Source organism: Bariatricus massiliensis (assembly GCF_900086725.1).
Classification (GTDB): Bacteria; Bacillota; Clostridia; order Lachnospirales; family Lachnospiraceae; genus Allocoprococcus; species Allocoprococcus massiliensis.
On the sequence record NZ_LT574836.1, the window covers coordinates 611580 to 633314 of the forward strand.

The 21735-nt window shown below is 47.7% G+C and carries 19 protein-coding genes and 1 tRNA gene; 19 read left to right on the plus strand and 1 reads right to left on the minus strand.

Annotated elements, in window-relative coordinates; genetic code table 11:
* Positions 1-15 precede the first annotated feature (15 nt).
* The 7 genes from BN6465_RS04465 to BN6465_RS04495 all read left to right on the plus strand — a co-directional run bounded on the left by BN6465_RS04465 (position 16) and on the right by BN6465_RS04495 (position 6831).
* Positions 16-1308: a diaminopimelate decarboxylase gene (locus tag BN6465_RS04465; RefSeq protein WP_066732081.1), complete on the plus strand. Its 1293-nt coding sequence runs from the start codon at positions 16-18 to the stop codon at positions 1306-1308.
* 70 nt (positions 1309-1378) lie between these two features.
* Positions 1379-1461 (plus strand) — tRNA-Leu (locus BN6465_RS04470).
* A gap of 106 nt (positions 1462-1567) precedes the next feature.
* Entirely contained in the window at positions 1568-4186 is a 2619-nt protein-coding gene (gene polA, locus BN6465_RS04475; RefSeq protein WP_066732083.1) for a DNA polymerase I, read from the plus strand.
* A 1-nt stretch (position 4187) separates the two neighbouring features.
* Positions 4188-4805 carry a dephospho-CoA kinase gene (coaE, locus tag BN6465_RS04480; protein WP_308013027.1) on the plus strand — a complete coding sequence of 206 codons (618 nt, stop codon included), beginning with the start codon at positions 4188-4190 and terminating at the stop codon, positions 4803-4805.
* Positions 4802-5599, plus strand: a complete 798-nt coding sequence (locus BN6465_RS04485) for an MBL fold metallo-hydrolase (RefSeq protein WP_066732087.1) — start codon at positions 4802-4804, stop codon at positions 5597-5599. Before coaE ends, BN6465_RS04485 begins: the two co-directional genes overlap by 4 nt.
* A gap of 41 nt (positions 5600-5640) precedes the next feature.
* Positions 5641-5913, plus strand: a complete 273-nt coding sequence (locus BN6465_RS04490; RefSeq protein ID WP_066732089.1) for an ACT domain-containing protein — start codon at positions 5641-5643, stop codon at positions 5911-5913.
* 48 nt (positions 5914-5961) lie between these two features.
* Entirely contained in the window at positions 5962-6831 is an 870-nt protein-coding gene (locus BN6465_RS04495; RefSeq protein WP_066732090.1) for a DegV family protein, read from the plus strand.
* Positions 6832-6894: 63 nt separating this feature from the next.
* On the opposite strand, the gene BN6465_RS04500 is transcribed toward BN6465_RS04495, so the two are convergent.
* Entirely contained in the window at positions 6895-8178 is a 1284-nt protein-coding gene (locus BN6465_RS04500; RefSeq protein WP_066732092.1) for a tRNA(Met) cytidine acetate ligase, read from the minus strand.
* Between the two features lie 107 nt (positions 8179-8285).
* Between BN6465_RS04500 and mgtE the strand changes: the two genes are divergently transcribed.
* From mgtE to BN6465_RS04560, 12 genes are all read left to right on the plus strand, one after another.
* Positions 8286-9638, plus strand: a complete 1353-nt coding sequence (gene mgtE, locus BN6465_RS04505) for a magnesium transporter (RefSeq protein ID WP_066732094.1) — start codon at positions 8286-8288, stop codon at positions 9636-9638.
* Between the two features lie 146 nt (positions 9639-9784).
* Positions 9785-10972, plus strand: a complete 1188-nt coding sequence (locus BN6465_RS04510; RefSeq protein ID WP_066732095.1) for an acetate kinase — start codon at positions 9785-9787, stop codon at positions 10970-10972.
* 114 nt (positions 10973-11086) lie between these two features.
* The gene (locus tag BN6465_RS04515) at positions 11087-11614 is read left to right on the plus strand and encodes a YceD family protein (RefSeq protein ID WP_066732096.1); all 528 of its coding nucleotides are present in this window, start codon (positions 11087-11089) and stop codon (positions 11612-11614) included.
* Between the two features lie 3 nt (positions 11615-11617).
* A complete protein-coding gene (gene rpmF, locus BN6465_RS04520; protein ID WP_066732098.1) occupies positions 11618-11797 on the plus strand; it encodes a 50S ribosomal protein L32 in 180 nt (59 codons plus the stop codon).
* Positions 11798-11913: 116 nt separating this feature from the next.
* A complete protein-coding gene (gene plsX, locus BN6465_RS04525; RefSeq protein ID WP_066732100.1) occupies positions 11914-12936 on the plus strand; it encodes a phosphate acyltransferase PlsX in 1023 nt (340 codons plus the stop codon).
* A 32-nt stretch (positions 12937-12968) separates the two neighbouring features.
* A complete protein-coding gene (gene acpP, locus BN6465_RS04530) occupies positions 12969-13199 on the plus strand; it encodes an acyl carrier protein (RefSeq protein ID WP_066732102.1) in 231 nt (76 codons plus the stop codon).
* 56 nt (positions 13200-13255) lie between these two features.
* The gene (gene rnc, locus BN6465_RS04535) at positions 13256-13948 is read left to right on the plus strand and encodes a ribonuclease III (protein ID WP_066732104.1); all 693 of its coding nucleotides are present in this window, start codon (positions 13256-13258) and stop codon (positions 13946-13948) included.
* 12 nt (positions 13949-13960) lie between these two features.
* Positions 13961-17521: a chromosome segregation protein SMC gene (gene smc / locus BN6465_RS04540; RefSeq protein WP_066732111.1), complete on the plus strand. Its 3561-nt coding sequence runs from the start codon at positions 13961-13963 to the stop codon at positions 17519-17521.
* 13 nt (positions 17522-17534) lie between these two features.
* Complete coding sequence (gene ftsY / locus BN6465_RS04545) at positions 17535-18467, plus strand: signal recognition particle-docking protein FtsY (protein WP_066732113.1); 933 nt, start codon at positions 17535-17537, stop codon at positions 18465-18467.
* Entirely contained in the window at positions 18461-19675 is a 1215-nt protein-coding gene (ilvA, locus tag BN6465_RS04550) for a threonine ammonia-lyase (RefSeq protein ID WP_066732115.1), read from the plus strand. The genes ftsY and ilvA overlap by 7 nt, the downstream gene beginning before the upstream one ends.
* A gap of 20 nt (positions 19676-19695) precedes the next feature.
* Complete coding sequence (locus BN6465_RS04555) at positions 19696-20169, plus strand: DUF1653 domain-containing protein (protein ID WP_066732117.1); 474 nt, start codon at positions 19696-19698, stop codon at positions 20167-20169.
* Between the two features lie 165 nt (positions 20170-20334).
* Positions 20335-21723, plus strand: a complete 1389-nt coding sequence (locus tag BN6465_RS04560; RefSeq protein WP_066732118.1) for a beta/alpha barrel domain-containing protein — start codon at positions 20335-20337, stop codon at positions 21721-21723.
* The last annotated feature ends 12 nt before the right edge of the window (positions 21724-21735 follow it).

The following is a 21735-nucleotide window of genomic DNA, read 5'->3' on the forward strand; positions in this document are numbered from 1 at the left end:
ATGAGGAGAGACGGCATGAAGAAAGAACCATTTGTAAACAAAGAGCAATTGGAAAAAATAACAAAAGAATACCCAACTCCCTTTCATCTTTACGATGAAAAAGGAATTCGGGACAATGTAAAGGCATTGAAGGAAGCGTTTTCGTGGAATAAGGGATATAAAGAATACTTTGCGGTGAAGGCAACTCCGAATCCTTATCTGATTCAGATTTTGCGTGAGTACGGCTGTGGGTGTGACTGTTCCTCCTACACAGAGCTTTTGCTGTCACAGTCTATCGGGGCGGTAGGGGAGGATATTATGTTCTCCTCCAACGACACGCCGGCAGAAGAGTTCGCGCTGGCCGATAAGCTGGGGGCAATCATTAATCTGGATGATATCACCCATATTGATTTTTTGGAGGAGACAATCGGGCGGATTCCGAAGACAATCAGCTGCCGCTACAATCCGGGCGGCTTGTTCAAAATCTCCAACGATATTATGGATAATCCGGGGGACGCCAAGTATGGTCTTACGACAGAGCAGATGTTCGAGGCCTTCCGGATACTGAAAGAAAAAGGGGCGGAAGAATTCGGCATGCATGCGTTCCTTGCGAGCAATACCGTGACAAATGATTATTATCCGACTCTGGCGAAGCTGCTGTTTGAGACTGCGGTGAAGCTCCAGAGAGAGACGGGAGCCCATATTAAGTTCATCAATCTTTCTGGCGGCATCGGTATTCCGTACAGGCCTGATCAGACACCGAACGATATCAAAGCAATCGGAGAAGGTGTGCGCAAGGTCTATGAAGAAGTTCTTGTTCCGGCCGGAATGGGGGATGTTGCCCTCTATACAGAGCTGGGAAGATTCATGATGGGGCCTTATGGCTGTGTTGTCACTCGTGCAATTCATGAAAAGCATACCCATAAAGAGTATGTCGGGGTGGACGCCTGTGCGGCCAATCTCATGCGGCCCGCAATGTATGGAGCATACCATCATATCACGGTTGCCGGTAAAGAAGATGCTCCGTGCGACCATATGTATGATATTACCGGTTCTCTCTGTGAGAATAATGACAAATTTGCTATCGACAGAATGATGCCGGAGATAGAGCTGGGAGATTTGCTGGTCATTCATGATACCGGCGCCCACGGCTTTTCTATGGGATATAATTACAACGGAAGACTGCGTTCTGCTGAGATTCTCCTGTGTGAAGACGGCAGTACACAGCTTATCCGCCGGGCCGAGACGCCGGAAGATTATTTCGCCACGTTTGATTCATTCCCGATTTATGAGACTTTGAAAAAAAATATAGAAGATGCAAAAAAATAGTGTAAAAAAATAGAAAAAACGCTTGCGAACCGAAGAAGATTATGGTATTATTAATCTCGGTTCGTGACATGCCGGCGTGTCGGAATGGCAGACGAGGCAGACTCAAAATCTGTTGTGGGCAACCACGTATGGGTTCAAGTCCCATCGCCGGCAGTGAAAAGCTCTTCAGTAAGTACTGGAGAGCTTTTTCTTTTTCACTTTTAAAATCGGGCACTTTGGTGTATAGTATTATAGAAAGAAAGTAGAAAGGCGAAATAAGATGAGTAAAATCGTATTGATAGACGGACACAGCATTCTGAACCGGGCATTTTATGGACTGCCGGATTTGACGAATGCGGAGGGATTGCACACGAATGCCATTTATGGCTTTTTAAATATTATGTTCAAGATTTTGGAGGAAGAGAAGCCGGATTACTTGACGGTGGCGTTCGACGTACACGCGCCTACCTTCCGCCATGAAATGTTTGCAGATTATAAGGGAACGAGAAAGCCGATGGCGGACGAGCTGCGGCAGCAGGTTCCTGTGATGAAGGACGTGCTTCACGCCATGGGCGTGCGGACGGTGGAAAAGGAAGGGTTGGAAGCGGATGACATTCTGGGTACCATATCCTGTCGCTGTGAGAAGGAAGGCATGGAAGTCGTGGTCATTTCCGGGGACAGGGACTTGCTTCAGCTTGCCACGGAACATGTGAAGATCCGCATCCCCAAGACGAAAAAAGGTGGGACCGAGGTGGAGGATTACTATGCTTCGGACGTAAAGGAGCGGTATCTCGTCACGCCGAAAGAATTTATTGATGTAAAGGCGTTGATGGGAGACGCCTCGGACAATATTCCAGGTGTGCCTAATATCGGGGAAAAGACAGCGACAAAGATTATCGCGGAATATGGCTCCATTGAAAATGCTTATGAGCATGCATCCGAGCTGAAGCCGCCGAGAGCGGCGAAAAATATTGTGGAGTATTGGGAGCAGGCAAAACTTAGTAAGGAGCTGGCAGCTATCAATATAGACGCCCCTGTGGACTACAATCTTGCGGAGGCAGAGCTCACGGACCTCTATACGGAAGCGGCCTATGAATATTTTCAGAGGCTGCAGTTCAAAAATCTTTTATCCAGATTCGATGTACAGGCAAAAAGCAATTCTGTGGAAGACGCATTTCGAATCATCACAGATAAAGAAGAGGCCAGACGAATCGTGGACAAGGCAAAGACGGCAGAGACGGCAGGTCTTGTGCTATATAAGAATTTGAAAAATGTACTTCCTCTTTTTGCGTCGGGGGCTGGGTTCGGCGGAATTGGGATTGCCTTTGGAAAAGAAGATATCTACTGTATTCCGGCAGGGGAAGGAATAGAAGAAAGCTGGCTGTTGGAACAGGCGAGAGAGATTGCCAACAATGTGGCCCGCTTTGTGATGTTTGATTTGAAGTCGGCCCTCCCTTACATTCCAATCAGGCCGGAGAGGGAGGAGCATTGCTTTGACGCGACGGTGGCTGCCTATCTTTTGAACCCGCTGAAGAACGATTATACTTTCGAGGATGTGGCCAGAGAGCAGCTCAATCTAATGATAGACCCTAAGGCGGATACAGAGGCCAAGGTATGCTATGAAGCCTATACGGCCTATGCGGCATCAGAGCCGCTCTGGGAAAAACTTACAGAGACCCAAATGGACCGTCTGTTCAAGCAGATAGAGATGCCCCTTGTGTTTACCCTTTTCGACATGGAGCAGAACGGGGTGATGATCGAGTCGGAAGCGCTTCGCTTTTATGGGAATCAGCTCGGCAGTAAAATAGTAGAGCTTGAAAAAGAAATCTATGAGATGGCGGGGGAAGAATTCAATATCAACTCTCCCAAGCAGCTGGGCGTAGTGTTGTTCGAGCACATGCAGCTTCCCAACGGGAAAAAGACAAAGACGGGCTATTCCACAGCGGCAGATGTTCTGGATAAGCTGGCGCCGGACTATCCGGTAGTGTCTAAGATTCTTGAATACCGCCAGCTTACGAAGCTCAAATCCACCTACGCCGACGGACTTGCGGCCTATATCGGGGAAGATGGAAGGATTCACGGAAAATTCAATCAGACGATCACGGCTACGGGACGTATCAGCAGCACGGAGCCTAATCTTCAGAATATTCCTATCCGCATGGAGCTGGGAAGGTTGATAAGAAAAGTATTTATACCGGAGGATGGGTACGTATTTGTGGACGCCGATTATTCTCAGATTGAGTTGAGAGTACTGGCCCACTGCTCCGGAGATAAAGAATTGATTCAGGCATACCGGGAGGCGAAGGACATTCACAGAATCACCGCTTCGCAAGTTTTCCATACGCCTTTTGATGAGGTGACGGATCTGCAGAGGCGCAACGCCAAAGCGGTCAATTTTGGTATCGTGTACGGTATCAGCTCCTTTGGGTTAAGCCAAGATTTAAGTATCACCAGAAAAGAAGCGTCTCAGTATATTGAGCGGTATTTTGAAACTTACCCGGGCATCAAAGAGTTTCTTGACGATACAGTGGCCCATGCCAAGGAGATGGGGTATGTGGTGACGCTGTTTGGACGGCGGAGACCGGTTCCGGAGCTTAAGAGCAGCAACTTTATGCAGCGGTCTTTTGGGGAGCGGGTCGCTATGAATTCGCCGATTCAAGGTACGGCGGCAGATATTATGAAAATGGCTATGATTCGTGTCGATAAGGAGCTGAAGAACCGTAAGATGAAGTCACGTCTCGTTCTTCAGGTCCATGATGAGCTTTTGATTGAGGCATGGAAAGAGGAACTGCCGCAGGTGGAGGAATTGCTGAGAGAATGTATGGAACAGGCGGCGGAGCTTGATGTGCCGCTTATTATAGATATGCATACGGGTGAGAACTGGTATGAGGCAAAATAACATGAAGATGAAAAAAATAGGAATTACCGGAGGGGTAGGCTCAGGGAAGAGCCGCGTGCTGGAGTTCCTTGAAGAAGAATGCGGGGCGCATGTCTGTCAGGCCGATATCCTTGCACATCAGGTGCAGCGGCCGGGCAGCGAGTGTTATCAGAAGATGACGGAATACTTCGGGGAAGAGATAGTAGGGCCGGAGGGGTTCATCGACCGCGATACGCTTGGAAGCATTGTCTTTTCTGACCGTATAAAGCTGCAAAAGCTGAACGCTATGGTCCACCCGGCCGTTAACAATGAAATATTGCGTCTGATGAAGGAAGAGGAGAGGAAGGGAACCCGGCTTTTTGTGCTGGAGGCAGCCTTGCTCACGGAAAAACAATACCGCGATATGCTGGACGAGATCTGGTATATTTACACACGGGCGGAAGTGAGAAGACGCAGGCTCAAGGAGTCCAGAGGATATACCGATGAAAAGATAGAGTCTATTTTTGCGTCTCAGGTATCTGAGAATGTGTATAGAGAAAAATGTGACCGTGTGATAGACAACAGCGGCCTTTTTAGTGTGACTGAAGCGGCCATTAAAAAAGCATTACAGGAAGAAAGCGACAGGAGAGTAGATTCATGAGATTGTGCAGTATAGCAAGCGGAAGCAGCGGGAATTGTATTTATGTGGGGAGCGAGAGCACCCATCTTCTGGTAGACACCGGAATCAGCAAGAAGAGGATAGAGGAAGGACTCCGCTCATTGGAAATCAAAGGGGAAGAGCTGGATGGAATTTTAGTTACCCATGAACATGCGGATCATATACAGGGGCTTGGCGTGTTCAGCCGCAAATATGAGATTCCCATTTTTGCAACGCCGGGGACGATCCGGGGAATCAGGGATTATAAGTCGCTGGGCAAGATGCCGGAAGGATTGTACCGGGAAGTACATGCGAATTCCGAGTTCATGATAGGAGATATCGCCGTACATCCCTTTGCCATTTCACATGACGCAAATGAGCCAAGCGGTTACCGGTTCGAGCAGGGAGAAAAGCGTGTGGCTGTCGCCACCGATTTGGGAAAATATGATGCGTATACGGTTGAGAATCTTAAGAATCTCAATGCTGTACTGTTAGAATCGAACCATGATTTACATATGCTTGAGGTAGGGCCGTACCCATATTATTTGAAGCAGAGAGTGATGGGAGAACGGGGACATTTATCAAATGAATTGTCAGGACGCTTACTTTGTGATATACTACACGGTGACTTGCAAAATGTGATGCTGGGACATTTAAGTAAGGAAAATAATTACGCGGAGCTTGCATATGAGACTGTAAAACTTGAGGTGACTCTCGGGGACAACCCATATCGAGGCGATGAGATACCGATTTCTGTAGCAAAAAGAGATGTGATATCTCAGGTCATCACAGTTTAGAGATTCGGTGCGGGCCGCTGGACCACAGGAGGCTGGATTTTATGAAAAAATGTATTGTTACTGTAGTTGGAAAAGATTCTGTAGGAATTATCGCGAAAGTATGCTCATATCTGGCAGAGAACAACATTAATATTTTAGATATATCACAGACTATTGTGGATGGTTATTTTAACATGGTGGCAGTGACAGATGTGGACAATTCCGCTAAGGAACTGGAACTCGTATCCGAAGAGCTCCGCAGCCTTGGATTACAGATTGGTGTGGATATTCATTGCCAGAGTCAGGAAATCTTTGAAAAAATGCACAGACTGTAACAGTATGTACAAGGTATGATTTTATTAATTTAGAGAGGAATCCTTAATATGGGAAGAGTAGCAGTTGTAACCGACAGTAATAGTGGAATTACGCAGGCGGAGGGAAAGGACTTGGGAATATTCGTTCTTCCGATGCCGTTCTATATTAACGAAAAGTTATTTTTAGAAGAGATAACGCTGAGTCAAGAAGAGTTTTATCAGCGGCTTGGCGATGACGCGGATATCAAGACTTCACAGCCGGCGCCGGCAGATGTGATGGAGTTATGGGACAAGGTACTGAAGGAATATGATGAACTGGTGCATATTCCAATGTCCAGTGGACTGAGTTCCTCCTGTGAGACTGCGATTATGCTGGCTGCCGATTATGACGGTAAGGTACAGGTAGTGAACAATCAGCAGATTTCTGTCACACAGCGCCAGTCAGTTCTGGATGCGGTCATGCTGGCAGAGGCGGGGAAGAGCGCCGGGGAAATCAAGGAGATTTTGGAGGCGGTAAAGTTCGACTCTGACATTTATATCACAGTAGATACGCTGAAATACTTGAAAAAGGGCGGTAGACTGACGCCCGCGGCAGCGGCGATTGGAACGGTTCTCAACTTAAAGCCTGTTCTGCGGATTAAAGGGGAAAAGCTGGATGCATATTCTAAGACAAGAGGGTGGAAGGCGGCAAAAAAGACGATGATACAGGCCGCGCAGAAATCGATGTCCGAGGACTTTACGGACTGTAACAGTCCGGAGGGGATTTGCCTCTTTGCCGCCTATACATGCAGTCAGGAAGAAGCTCAGGACTGGAAGAAAGAGCTGGAATCCTCATTCCCGGGGTATGATATATATATGGCGCCGCTTTCTCTCAGTGTGGCCTGTCATATTGGGCCTGGCGCAAAAGCAGTGGCATTCACGAAAAAACTGAAAATTTAGATGAAAACAAAAAGTCCGTGCAGATTTCTTTCTGTGCGGACTTTTTATGGATTAGGAGTGGAATCAGACGATGCGGAGCTGTTGTTCATATTCACTGATGAAAGGATATTTATACTTGTTGGTCACTACGGATTCGTAGATGTCGGCGGCATAGATTCCCTGCTCCAGCATATGGATGCCAGCGCGTGTGATACCTCTGGCGCTTGCCAGCTTTGTGATAAGAGGGACCGAAGCATTCCGCTTCATTTCTCTCAGGACCAGTGTGGAATCCTTGCGGAACCCCAGAAGTCTGGCATACTGGCAGATGCCGCTCTCCTCGTAAAGAAGGAGGTCGGATTTGCGGATGCCCAGCAGGATGTGGAGCAGCATACGGCTGACACGGGTCATGGTAATCTCTCGCGTTTTCAGCAGATCACAGAATTGCTCCCAAGAGATGAGCGAATTGCGGTAATTGATAATACGATTTGCCAAGTCCTGCGTAACATCTGCGTATTCTGTCAGGCTTTCCTTTGTTTCGGAGAGCAGACGGTACTTTAGAAGAAGGGAAAAGTCATTGGAATATACGGGATAGCGGATTCTATGATTCTCTTCCAAAAGACGAATACAAGGAGCGGGTACATGGTCCTCCAGCCTTGTCAATACTTCCGTGAGCCTAGGTTCGTCGAATTCCGTGTCGGACTCTATGTGCAGTGAATTGCTGGAATAGGCCAGCAATCTCCGGATGGCGGACGCAGAACTATAAGTGTTGGAAAGCTCTGTGTCGTGGTAATCGGAGTCCAGACGCTTTAGTGTATAAGCCCGTACAGAGCTTTTGGCCAGATAGATAGCCTTGATATATTCCACGCCAAGCGTGTTGTTAGGGTAATCCAGAACTGCCTCCAGTGCAGCGTCGCCGGTATAGTCACGGAGAGCTTTCTGCCGGGCTAATGGGAAGGAGAGGCCACGGCGCAGATAGGTACGAAGGGCAGTCTGATATTCTTCCGGCTCTTCTGCAAAAATGCGGGCAATTTTGTTGAGGGTCTCGAAGTCTCCGCATTCGCTTCCAAAACAGATGGACTCTACACAGCCAAGTGATTCGAAGACAGCGAGAGCGCCCCGGGCGAAATATTCTGCACTTCCACAGGCATAGCAGACAGGCAGCTCCAATACTGCCGAAGCACCGCTTTTTAAGGCTGCCTCAGCCCGCAGATGTTTCGGCATGATCGCGGGAGCCCCCCTCTGGACAAAATCACCGCTCATCAAGACGACGGCGGCATCGGAGTCAGTCATTTCCAGTGCCTTTTCTATATGGTATTTGTGCCCGTTGTGGAACGGGTTGTACTCTGCGATTAGTCCTACAATTTTCATATCGATAAAAGAATCTCCTTGTATATCATTCTGTAAACGATTATACTATAAAAAGGTTCTATTTTCCATGGGAAAATAACAGATTGAAGAAGAGGGGAGGGAACAGAATGAACTATGAGAAGATACAGGGACTCTTGGATTCCAGAGGCTACAAAGAGTTGAAAGAAGAGATGGAGAAGTATTATCCTGTCGATATAGCGGCGCTCTTAGAGGAAGTGGATGAAAAAGAGATGCTGATTCTGTTCCGGCTTTTGGCAAAGGAAGAGGCTGCGGAGACATTCACTTATATGAACAGTGATATGCGTGAGACGTTGATCGACGCACTTACGGACTCTGAGCTGGAAGAGGTCATGGATGAGATGTATCTGGACGATACGGTGGACGTACTCGAGGAGATGCCGGCCAATGTAGTGGAACGACTTCTTCTGGCCACGGACGAGGATACAAGAAAGCAGATCAATACAATCCTTCAATATCCCGAGGACAGCGCGGGAAGCGTGATGAATGTGGATTATGTGGGGCTGCGGCCCGACATGACGGTGGCTGACGCCATACTTAAGATTCGTCAGGTCGGCATCAACAAAGAGACTATTTACACGCTCTACATTACAGAAAAGAGAAAGCTTCTGGGTGTCGTAGACATCAAGGATCTCCTCACCAGCGGGGAGGGGCGGACCATGGAGGAGATTATGGACACCAACATCCTCTATGCCCACACGACGGACGATCAGGAGGATGTGGCTAAGACGATCAAAAAATATGGCCTCGTGGCGATTCCTATCGTAGACCATGAATCCTGCATGGTCGGGATTGTGACCGTCGATGACGCGATGCTTGTCCTTCAGGATGAGACAACGGAGGATATCAGCATCATGGCTGGTGTCAGCCCCAACGAAGAGAGCTATTTTGGGACAAGTGTATTTCAGCATGCAAAGAACCGAAGCACTTGGCTCATGTTCTTGATGCTCTCCGCGACGCTTACCGGGATGGTGCTCGGCCACTACGAAGCGCAGATATTAGCGCTCCCTGTCCTGAACACTTTTATTCCTATGCTGACGGGAACCGGAGGAAATTGCGGTTCACAGAGTTCAACTCTGATTATCCGGGGGCTGGCGGTAGGAGAAGTGCGTTTTAAGGATGCATTCCGTGTGATTTTTAAAGAGGTGCGGGTGGCTCTGCTCGTGGGAGCTTTTCTTGCCGTGGTGAACGGAGTGCGGATTTTGATTATGTACCATGACAGAGATCCCCTGCCGCTTGCTGTCGCGCTTGGCATTACGCTGATGGGGACGATTCTTATGGCGAAGACGGTTGGGTGTACCCTGCCTCTTATCGCAAAAAAATGCGGTCTGGATCCTGCCATTATGGCAGCTCCTCTGATTACCACGCTGGTGGACACCGGAACCACCATAATCTATTTTCAAGTAGCGATGCTGATTTTCCCACAGCTGCGGAATTTATAAGAATACGTAGAGCTTTATTGTGGTTTGCCCGGGATTGTTAAAAAATTATCCAAACTTGTATACAGTGTTTTTATACGGTATAATAAAAAATAGAGTGTTAATTTCCAAAAATAAGGGAATTAAGATAGTAAGAAGGGAGAAACATTATGAATGTATTAGTAATCAACTGTGGAAGTTCATCTTTGAAATTCCAGCTCATCAACTCTGATTCAGAGGCAGTTCTGGCAAAAGGTTTATGCGAGAGAATCGGGATTGACGGAAGACTCACTTATCAGCCGGCCGGCGGGGAAAAGGCAGTGACTGATAAAGCGATGCCGACACATACGGAGGCAATTCAGTTTGTAATCGATGCGCTGACAGACGCGCAGACAGGTGTTGTGAAGAGTCTGGATGAAATCAATGCGGTGGGACACCGTGTAGTACATGGAGGAGAGAACTTCTCCAAGTCTGTTGTCGTGACAGAAGAAGTAAAGAAAGCAATCGAAGAGTGCAACGATCTTGCGCCGCTGCACAATCCGGCGAACTTGATTGGAATCGCTGCTTGTGAAAGCTTGATGCCGGGAACACCTCAGGTAGTTGTATTTGACACTGCTTTTCATCAGACTATGCCGGAGAAGGCATATATGTACGGACTTCCGTATGAATACTATGACAAATATAAAGTGAGACGTTACGGATTCCACGGGACAAGCCACAGCTTTGTATCTAAGAGAGTTGCAGAGTTCCTTGGAAAGCCTTATGACGCTACCAAGACAATCGTATGTCATCTGGGCAACGGTTCTTCCATCTGTGCAGTCATGAACGGGAAATCCGTTGACACTTCCATGGGACTCACTCCACTGGAAGGACTTGTGATGGGGACACGTTCCGGAGACATTGATCCGGCTATCATGGAGTTCATCGCTAAGAAAGAGAATCTCGACATTGCCGGAATCATGAATGTATTAAATAAAAAGTCTGGTGTAGAAGGACTTTCCGGTGTATCCAGCGATTTCCGTGATTTGGATGCGGCAGCCAAGGAAGGCAATGCAAGAGCTGCGCTTGCCCTTGAAGTGTTTGCTTACAAAGTTGCGAAATATGTGGGCAGCTATGCGGCAGCCATGAACGGTGTGGACAACATCGTCTTTACCGCAGGCATCGGTGAGAACGACGGCGCGATGCGCGTCAAAATCTGCAGCTATCTTGAATTCCTTGGAATCAAGATTGACGAGGAAGCTAACGGCAAACGTGGGGAAGAAATTGTAATCTCTACGCCGGATTCTAAGGTGACTGTCCTCGTTATACCGACAAATGAAGAACTTGCCATCGCAAGGGAAACTGTTGCATTATTATAGGAGACACCATATTTTGTAGATAAGTGGATAAAAACCTTAAATTTCGCGAATAATTTTGTTGACAAATACTTTTTACATGATATAATAGTTTAGGTATGAATAGGAGTAACGAATATGTTAATAAACCTATCCGAAGTCTTGACAGAACCGCATAAGACTGTAGAGGAAAGCGTTGTTTCTGATATGAAGGAGGTCTTCTTTGGCGGACAGAAGTTCAGTATAGCTGAGATGAGTCCGGTGCATATCCGTATTGAATATGCCGGGGAGAAGAAGCTTTATATTACAGGAGATACAAGTCTTACTGTAGTGATTCCGTGCGACAGATGTCTTGCGGAAGTACCCACAGAGATGAAGCTTGTATTTGAGAAGAGCGTGAATACAGATACAGAGTGCGGGGATGAAGAAGACGGTTCCGATGAAGCGAATTATATTGACGGATATCATCTCGACGTGGAGAAGCTCCTCTGCAATGAGATTTTAGTAGGGTGGCCGATGAAAGTTCTATGTAGCGAAGACTGTAAAGGGATTTGCAGTGTATGCGGCCAGAACCTCAACGAGGGCTGCTGTGACTGTGAAGACACGAGTCTGGACCCCAGAATGTCAGTTATCCGCGATGTTTTTAAGAATTTTAAGGAGGTGTAACCTATGTCAATTTGTCCAAAGAATAAATCTTCCAAAGCAAGAAGAGACAAGAGAAGAGCGAACTGGAAGATGAGCGCACCAAACCTTGTTAAATGCAGCAAATGCGGAGCACTCATGATGCCGCACAGAGTTTGCAAGGCTTGCGGTTCCTACAACAAGCGCGAAATCGTAAGCGCTGAATAAGTGAATCTAAAAGGGCTTTCCGGATGACCGGGAAGCCTTTTTGATGTAAAAATATATGTTGATTTTTAAAGCGATGTTTAGTAGAATAATCTTTAGTAATGCTGGGAGGTAACAGTATGAAGGAAATGACAAAAATAGCGCTGGATGCGATGGGCGGAGACAATGCTCCTAAGGAGATTATAAAGGGAGCCATGGAAGCCGTTTCGGCACGCAGTGATATCAAGGTAATTCTGACGGGAAAAGAAGATGTCATCAAAGAAGAACTGGCAGGATATACTTACAACAAAGAGCAGATTGAGGTGGTGAATACGACGGAGGTCATTGAGACTGCCGAGCCGCCGGTGATGGCAATACGAAAGAAGAAGGACTCTTCTATTGTAGTGGGCCTTAAGATGGTGAAGAACGGGGAGGCAGACGCGTTTGTATCTGCCGGGAGTTCCGGGGCCATCCTCGCGGGAGGCCAGCTTTTGGTCGGACGTATCAAGGGTGTGGAGCGTCCGCCTTTGGCGCCTCTTATACCGACGGAAAAGGGATTTTCACTACTCATTGACTGCGGGGCTAATGTAGATGCAAGGCCGTCACATCTGCTTCAATTTGCAAAGATAGGCTCTGTCTATATGGAGCATATTATGGGGGTAAAGAACCCTAAGGTCGCAATCGTGAACATAGGGGCGGAAGAAGAAAAAGGTAATGCGCTTGTGAAAGAGACATTCCCTCTCCTGAAGGAATGCCAAGACATTCACTTTACGGGAAGCATCGAGGCCCGGGAAATCCCTCATGGACAGGCAGATGTGGTAGTCTGTGAAGCTTTCGTTGGCAATGTCATCCTGAAACTGTACGAAGGCGTCGGGGCCGTGCTTGTGGATAAAATCAAAGGCGGCATGATGGCGAACCTGCGCAGCAAGATTGGTGCCCTTCTGGTGAAGCCGGCTTTAAAGGCCACGCTGAAGGATTTTGATGCCAGTGAATACGGCGGAGCGCCGCTGCTTGGACTGAACGGTCTGGTGGTCAAGACACACGGCAGTTCTACGGCAAAGGAAATCAAGAATACGATTTTCCAGTGTGTGACGTTCAAAGAGCAGGACATCAATCAAAAAATAAAAGAATGTATTCAGCAGCCGGAAGAAGCTGCCGAATAAGCAGAGATGCGGAAAGGGTATGGTAATTAGGTATGGAATTTGAAAAATTACAGGAAATCATCGCTGATGTATTAGCAGTAAATGCAGAGGAAATCACAATGGATACTACTTTTGTAGACGATTTGGGGGCAGATTCCCTCGACATTTTCCAGATTATTATGGGGATTGAAGATGCATTTGACATTGAAATAGACAATGAAGATGCGGAGAAGATTGTGACCGTCGGAGACGCAGTAGAACAGATTAAAAACGCGAAAAATTAGGCATATATTCGAAAAAGCCCAATTCAGGGCTTTTTCGTTTTAAAAAGGGGAAAATTATGAGCCGTAATGTAAAAGAATTAGAGGAGAAAACCGGATACCAGTTCCACGACAGAGATTTGCTCAAGCATGCTATGACGCACAGTTCCTATGTGAATGAAAAGCATTTAAAAAAGCATGACTGCAACGAGCGCCTGGAATTTTTGGGAGATGCGGTGCTGGAGCTGGTATCCAGTGAATATTTGTTTTTTGAGAATCAAACGATGCCGGAGGGCGAATTGACTAAGCTGAGGGCAAGCATGGTCTGCGAGAAAGCGCTTGCTTTTTGTGCCAGAGATTTGGAGCTTGGCTCTTTTTTACTATTGGGTAAAGGCGAGGACGCGACCGGAGGACGGAAACGTGATTCTATAACTTCAGATGCCCTTGAGGCGCTGATTGGGGCTATTTATTTGGATGGTGGTTTTGCTAATGCAAAAGAGTTTATCTTACAGCACATTTTGAATGATCTGGAAGGTAAGCGGCTCTTTTTTGATAGCAAGACTATCCTGCAGGAGATTGTGCAGGGGAATCTGGAAACAGGGGTTTCCTATCATCTTATAAAAGAGGAGGGCCCGGACCATAATAAAGCCTTCCATGTAGAAGTACGCATCGGGGAAGACAGCTATGGGACAGGTATCGGAAGAACGAAGAAGGCGGCGGAACAGGATGCGGCCTATCAAGCCATATTGAGATTAAGAGAGGGAAAGGCGTAAGACGGTGGAGGCATGTATTTAAAGAGCATTGAAGTACAGGGGTTCAAGTCCTTCGCCCATAAGATTGTGTTCGAGTTCCATAACGGAATCACCGGTATTGTAGGACCGAACGGAAGTGGAAAGAGCAATGTAGCCGACGCCGTGCGCTGGGTCTTAGGCGAACAGAGGGTGAAGCAGCTTAGGGGCGGCAGTATGCAGGATGTCATTTTTTCCGGCACAGAGAACCGCAAACCTCTCAGCTATGCGTCTGTGGCGATTACACTGGACAACTCTGACCACAAGCTTCCGGTGGAATTTGAGGAAGTGAAGGTGACCCGAAAGCTTTACCGCTCAGGAGAGAGTGAATACTTAATTAACGGCAGTTCCTGCAGGCTGAAGGATATCAATGAGATGTTCTACGATACGGGTATTGGCAAAGAAGGATATTCTATTATAGGGCAGGGGCAGATCGATAAGATCCTCAGTGGTAAGCCGGAGGAAAGAAGAGAATTATTTGACGAAGCAGCGGGAATTGTAAAATTCAAGCGCCGCAAGAATATGTCACTGAAAAAGCTGGAAGAAGAGCAGCAGAATCTTGTCCGGGTCAATGATATCTTGAGCGAGCTGGAAAAGCAGTACGGTCCTCTGGAGAGGCAGGCTGAGACGGCACGGGAGTATTTGAAAAAGAAGGAAGAGCTGAAACGGTACGATATCAACATGTTCCTCATGGAAACTGCAAGACTGAAGGGGCAGATTCAAGAGATCGACGATAAACTTGGACTGACACAGGAGGAATTAGCGGAGGCGACTCAGGCGTATTCTGACATGAAGACGGAATATGAGTCCATCGAAGAGCAGATGGATGAGATTGATGATTCTGTGGAGAAGGCAAAACGGCAGCTGAATGAGACGACGCTTTTAAAACAGCAGTTAGAAGGGCAGATAGCGCTTTTAAAGGAGCAGATCAAAAGCGCCCGCATGAATGACGAGCATTATGAACAGCGGGCCAGAAATATTTATGCAGAGCTGTCTCTGCGGGAGAGTCAGAAGGAAACGCTGCAGAAAGAAAAAGATGATATAGCGGGGAAGCTGCAGAAGGAAGAAGAGCGGCAGAAGCAGGCCAGGTCGGCGCTGATAGAACAGCAGAGCCGCATAGCAGAGATGACGGCTTTGATCGATGAAAATCAGAGCGAAATCAGAGAGCTTCTTGGGAACCGCGCGTCCACCAAAGCGAAGATACAGCATTATGATACGATGATGGAGCAGATGAAGGTAAGGGGAGCGGAGCTTTCCAAGCGCCTTCTGGAATCACAGAGCGATGGGGAAAGGCAGAAAGGGCTGTATACCCAATATGAGTCGGAACTGCGGGAGATATCCGGTAAAATCGCCGGATTTGTGGAAGGAATCAAGGGCTATGAAGCCGAGATAGAGAAGCTGCAGCAAGAGATTACGCAGAAAAATAATCAGCTCCGCATCGGCCAGACAGCCTATCACAGGGAGCAGTCACGGCTTGATTCTCTGAAAAATATTACGGAGCGCTACGACGGCTACGGGAACAGTATCCGCCGGGTCATGGAGAAAAAGGAACAGGAAACGGGCCTTCTCGGTGTTGTGGCGGATATCATCAAGGTAGAAAAGAAATACGAGATTGCTGTCGAGACAGCACTTGGCGGAAGTATTCAGAATATAGTGACGTCTGATGAAGAGACCGCAAAAAAAATGATTGGTTATCTGAAGCAGAATAAATTCGGGCGGGCTACATTTTTACCACTTACCGCTATCAAAGGGGGGCAAAGTGTAGGAAAGCCCGAAGCGCTGAAGGAAAAAGGTGTTATCGGGGTGGCCAGTGAATTGGTCAAAGTAGAAGGAAAATACGAGAAACTGGCCGAACATCTGCTTGGCCGCACGATCGTGGCGGACACCATTGATACGGGAATCATGCTGGCGCGCAAATACAGGCAGGCACTCCGCATTGTCACGCTGGAAGGTGAATTGATAAATCCGGGCGGGGCCATGAGCGGCGGGGCATTCAAGAATTCCAGTAATCTGCTCAGCAGGCGCCGGGAGATAGAAGAGTTTGAAAAGACGGTACAGCTATTGAAACGGGAGATGCAGGAAGCGGAGAAAGAGCTGGAGGAGACGAAGGCGAAAAGAGCCGCTCTGTATGCGAAAGTGGAAGAAGTCCAGCACGAACTGCAGAAAGACTATGTTGTGCAGAATACAGCCAAGATGAATCTGGAACAGGTGGCGGGAAAGCAGCGGCTGACGTCAGAGAGTATCGCGCAGATTCAGAAAGAGCGGGCACAGCTTGAGGAACAGGCGAAAGAGATTGAGGAGAATCAGGATTCTATTCAAGTGGAGCTGGAGACTTCGGAGAGTCTGGAAGGAGAGCTTTCGGCGAAGATAGAATCGATGCAGATGGAACTGGAAGCGGAACGTCAGGCAGAGAGCTTGGAAGTGAAGCGCAATGAAGAGATACATTTGGCCTTTGCGGCGCTGGAGCAGAAAAAGGTATTTATCGATGAGAACTTTCAGAGAATTGACGAAGAGATAGAAAAATTCAACGAGGAGCTGAATCTTCTCGACGAGAACAAAGGGGAGACAAGCAGCGAGATTGAGCAGAAGGAAACACAGATAGCTGATATCCGGAGGACGATAGAAGATTCAAAGGAATTGTTCGCTGAGATTAATGAGGAGATTGCCAAATTCCAAAAGGAGCGGGAAGAACTGAATAAAAAGCACAAATCTTTCCTCGGTAAGCGGGAGGAACTGTCCCGCCACATGGCAGAATTGGATAAGGAAGTATTCCGCCTTACAAGCCGGAAAGAGGGGTATGAAGAAGCCTCTGAGAAGCAGATTAATTATATGTGGGAGGAATATGAGCTGACCTATAACCGCGCCATGGAAATCCGGGATGAGAATCTGACCGATTTGGCGTTGATGAAGAAACGGATTCAAGAATTAAAAGGGGAAATCAAAAGCCTCGGCTCTGTCAACGTCAATGCAATCGAAGACTTCAAGGAGCTTTCCGAGCGTTATGATTTCTTAAAGACGCAGCATGACGATTTAGTGGAGGCGGAAGCGACCTTGAACCAGATCATTGAGGAACTGGACGCCGCCATGCGGAAACAATTCGCCGAACAGTTTGCCCTTATCTCTCAGGAATTCAACCTCGTGTTCAAGGAATTATTCGGAGGCGGAAAGGGAACGCTGGAGTTGATGGAGGACGAAGATATTTTGGAGGCGGGAATTCGCATTGTCGCACAGCCCCCGGGCAAAAAGCTGCAGAATATGATGCAGCTCTCAGGAGGAGAGAAAGCTTTGACGGCCATTTCCCTTCTCTTTGCGATTCAGAACCTGAAGCCATCTCCGTTTTGCCTTCTCGATGAAATCGAGGCGGCGCTGGATGACTCGAATGTTACCAGATTCGCACAGTATTTACATAAACTGACCAAGAACACTCAGTTTATCGTTATTACTCACAGAAGAGGGACGATGACTGCCGCTGACCGGCTCTATGGAATTACCATGCAGGAAAAAGGGATTTCCACATTGGTTTCTGTGGATCTTTTAGAGGATGATCTTGACAAATAGAGGAGGATAAAGGATGGATTTTTTTAAACGGCTGGTCTCCGGCCTTACCAAGACCAGAGAGAATATTGTTTCCGGCATAGATAGTATTTTTCACGGATTTTCCAAGATTGATGAGGAGTTCTACGAAGAGCTGGAAGAGATTCTTATCATGGGAGATTTAGGAGTGAAGGCGACTTACGCCATTTTGGATGATTTGAGGCAGAAGGTCAAGGAGCAGCATATCAAGGAGCCGCTTGCCTGTAAGCAACTGCTGATCGACAGTATTAAAGAGCAGATGAATGTGGGAGAGACGGCCTATGAGTTTGAAGAGAAAACATCGGTGGTACTTGTTATCGGAGTCAACGGTGTCGGGAAGACGACGACCATAGGGAAGCTGGCAGGAAAGCTGAAAGGACAAGGCAAGAAGGTCGTGCTGGCGGCGGCGGACACATTCCGTGCGGCGGCCGGTGAACAGTTAAAGGAATGGGCAAAGAGGGCGGACGCAGATTTGATCGGCGGGCAGGAAGGAGCGGACCCGGCGGCCATTGTATATGACGCGGTGGCCGCTGCCAAGGCCAGAAAGGCAGACGTACTGCTGTGCGATACGGCGGGCAGGCTTCACAATAAAAAGAATTTGATGGAAGAGTTAAAAAAAATTAACCGTGTGTTGGAGAGAGAGTATCCGGAGGCTTTCCGTGAGACTTTGGTAGTATTGGATGGGACGACGGGGCAGAATGCATTGTCTCAGGCAAAAGAGTTCAGTGAGGTCGCTGATATTACGGGAATCATCCTGACCAAGATGGACGGTACCGCAAAGGGCGGTATCGCGGTTGCCATTCAGGCGGAACTGGGAATCCCGGTGAAATATATCGGTGTCGGAGAAACTATTGACGATTTACAGAAGTTTGATTCGGACGACTTCGTAAATGCACTGTTTACAATGGAAGAAGGAGAAGAGGCATGTTAACATTAGAAAAATTTGAAGAAGCCAGTGAAATCGTGAAGAGGGTCACAAGGCCCACAAAGCTTATGTACAGCGAGTGCCTGAGTGCGCAGGCCAACGGGAAAGTCTATTTAAAGCCTGAGAATATGCAGTATACAGGAGCCTACAAGCTGAGAGGGGCTTACTATAAAATCAGTACGCTCTCAGAGGAGGAGCGCGCGAAAGGGCTGATTACCGCATCCGCCGGCAATCACGCGCAGGGTGTCGCTTATGCTGCGAAAGAGTTCGGATGTAAGGCCACTATCGTCATGCCTACGGTAACCCCGCTCATCAAGGTAGACCGTACTAAGAGCTATGGCGCAGATGTCGTGCTTTACGGGGATGTCTACGATGATGCGTGCGCCAAAGCATATGAGCTGGCTGAGGAGCACGGGTATACTTTCGTCCATCCTTTCGATGATTTGGACGTGGCCACCGGTCAGGGAACCATCGCTATGGAAATCGTGCAGGAGCTGCCTACCGTAGATTATATCGTGGTTCCTATCGGAGGGGGCGGCCTCATATCAGGGGTCTCTACACTTGCCAAGATGCTGAATCCAAAAATCAAGGTTATCGGTGTCGAGCCGGCAGAGGCGGCCAGCATGTCTGCAGCGGTGAAAGAAGGCCATACGGTGACGCTCTCCAGCGCGAATACAATCGCCGACGGTACTGCGGTCAAGACGGTGGGTGAACAGAATCTGCCTTATGTGCTTGAGAATGTAGATGATATCCTGACAGTAGAAGATGAAGAGCTGGTAGGCGCTTTCCTTGACATGGTGGAGAATCATAAGATGGTCGTAGAGAATTCCGGATTGCTGTCCGTGGCGGCTTTAAAGCAGATGGATTTAAAAGGGAAAAAGGCGGTCTGTATTTTGAGCGGCGGAAACATGGATGTGATTACGATGTCCTCCGTGGTTCAGCATGGACTGATACAGAGGGACCGTATCTTTTCTGTATCTGTGCTTCTGCCCGACAAGCCGGGCGAACTGGTGCGGGTTGCCCAGACAATAGCCGACGAGCAGGGAAATGTTATCAAGCTGGAGCATAACCAGTTCGTAAGCATCAACCGGAATGCGGCGGTAGAACTCCGTGTCACGATGGAAGCCTTTGGAACAGAACATAAACAGAGGATTATACGGGCGCTGGAGGCAAATGGTTTCCGGCCGAAGACAATCAGCGCGAAATTATATTAGAGAGGATGTGGAATCAGGCGATGGAGTACAGAATACCCAGACCGGGCGAATGCTACAGGCATTTCAAGGGAGACCGTTATCAGGTGATAGCTTTGGCAAAACACACGGAGACAGGCGAGGAGCTGGTGATATATCAAGGAATCTATGGAAATCATCCTGTTTATGCCAGACCTCTTGAAATGTTTGCCGGAAAGATTGACCGGCAGAAGTTTCCGGATGTCAGACAAGAGTATCGATTTGAATTGGAAGAGGATACGGCGGTTACAGATGCCGGAGAGCAGAGTCTGCTCATGCAGTTTTTGGAATTAGGGACAAACGAGGAGAAAATCGCGTTTCTTCAGGGCGTGGAAACAGAGATTACCGCTGAATTTATCTCTGCGGCAGCCCAGAGCCTTGATATGACAGAAACCTCAGAAGCACTGGAGCAGCGCTATCAGGATGTCCTCCATCACCTGAAGACACTGGTGAAATATGAAAGCGGGAGACTGAGATAAGTCGGATGGGGCGGGAGTTACTGGATTTCCCGCCTTTTATATTGCTGTCCACAGTGATGAGACATCACGTCAATGCATTAAAATAAATACAATTTGAAAATATCCTTGACATTAGTTGTATAATTGTATACGATTATACAAAATACTACCGAGGAGTGGAAAATGATGGAGAATAGAAAAGTTTACTTAAATGAACACACAAATCTGCTGCAGCTGGAAGAACACATGTATCCGCTTGTGGATGTGCAGACGCCCAATGTATTCCGGAACTTGTTTCACTATGACGAGATTCCGAAGATTGCTTTTAACGACAGGATCGTGCCCCATGATATGCCGGATGAGATATGGATTACGGATACTACATTCAGGGACGGGCAGCAGTCAAGGGCGCCGTACACTACGGAGCAGATCGTGACCATTTATGACTACTTCCACCGCCTTGGAGGCCCCAAGGGAAAGATTCGCCAATGTGAGTATTTTCTCTACAGCAAAAAGGACAGAGATGCTGTTTATAAATGTCTGGAGAGGGGATATGAATTTCCGGAAGTCACCAGCTGGATACGGGCAAGTAAGAAGGATTTCGAGTTAGTCAAAGAACTTGGGCTCAAAGAAACCGGCGTGCTTGTGAGCTGTTCGGATTACCACATTTTCTACAAATTGAAGATGACAAGAAGGGAAGCCATGGAGCATTACCTATCGGTTATCAGAGACTGTCTGGAAATTGGGGTAAGCCCCCGGTGTCATTTGGAGGATATTACCCGCTCAGACATCTACGGATTCGTGATACCATTTTGTTTGGAACTTATGAATCTGATGGAGGAGTATAAGATTCCTATAAAAATCCGGGCGTGTGATACGATGGGATACGGAGTGAACTTTCCGGGGGCTGTAATACCACGGTCCATACCGGGCATTATCTATGGCCTTAAGAATCATGCCGGTGTGCCAAGCGAGCTGATAGAATTCCATGGACATAATGATTTTTATAAGGCGGTAAATAATTCGACCACGGCCTGGCTCTATGGTGCATCCGGTGTGAACTGTTCCTTGTTCGGAATCGGTGAGCGTACAGGCAACACTCCGCTGGAAGCGATGGTATTTGAATACGCACAGCTTCGAGGAACACTGGATGGCATGGACACAACGGCAATCAGCGACTTAGCTGATTATTATGAGAAAGAAATCGGCTACCGGGTACCGTCAAGGACACCTTTTGTCGGAAGAAACTTCAATGTGACGAGAGCGGGGATTCATGCCGATGGACTTTTGAAAAATGAAGAGATATATAATATTTTCGACACAGGCAAGTTCCTGAACCGGCCGCCCCTTGTGGCGGTGTCGAATACATCGGGGCTTGCGGGAATCGCCCACTGGATGAACAGTTATTTTAAGCTTGCGGAAGACAGACAGGTGGATAAGAATTCGATTCTTGTACAGCGGGTAAAGGACTGGGTAGATGAAGAGTACGAGACAGGGCGTGTCACGGTACTCACCGATGAAGAATTGACAACAGTCATTGAGCGGATTTGTGCCGAAGAGGGAATAAATTTATAACAACTACATAAC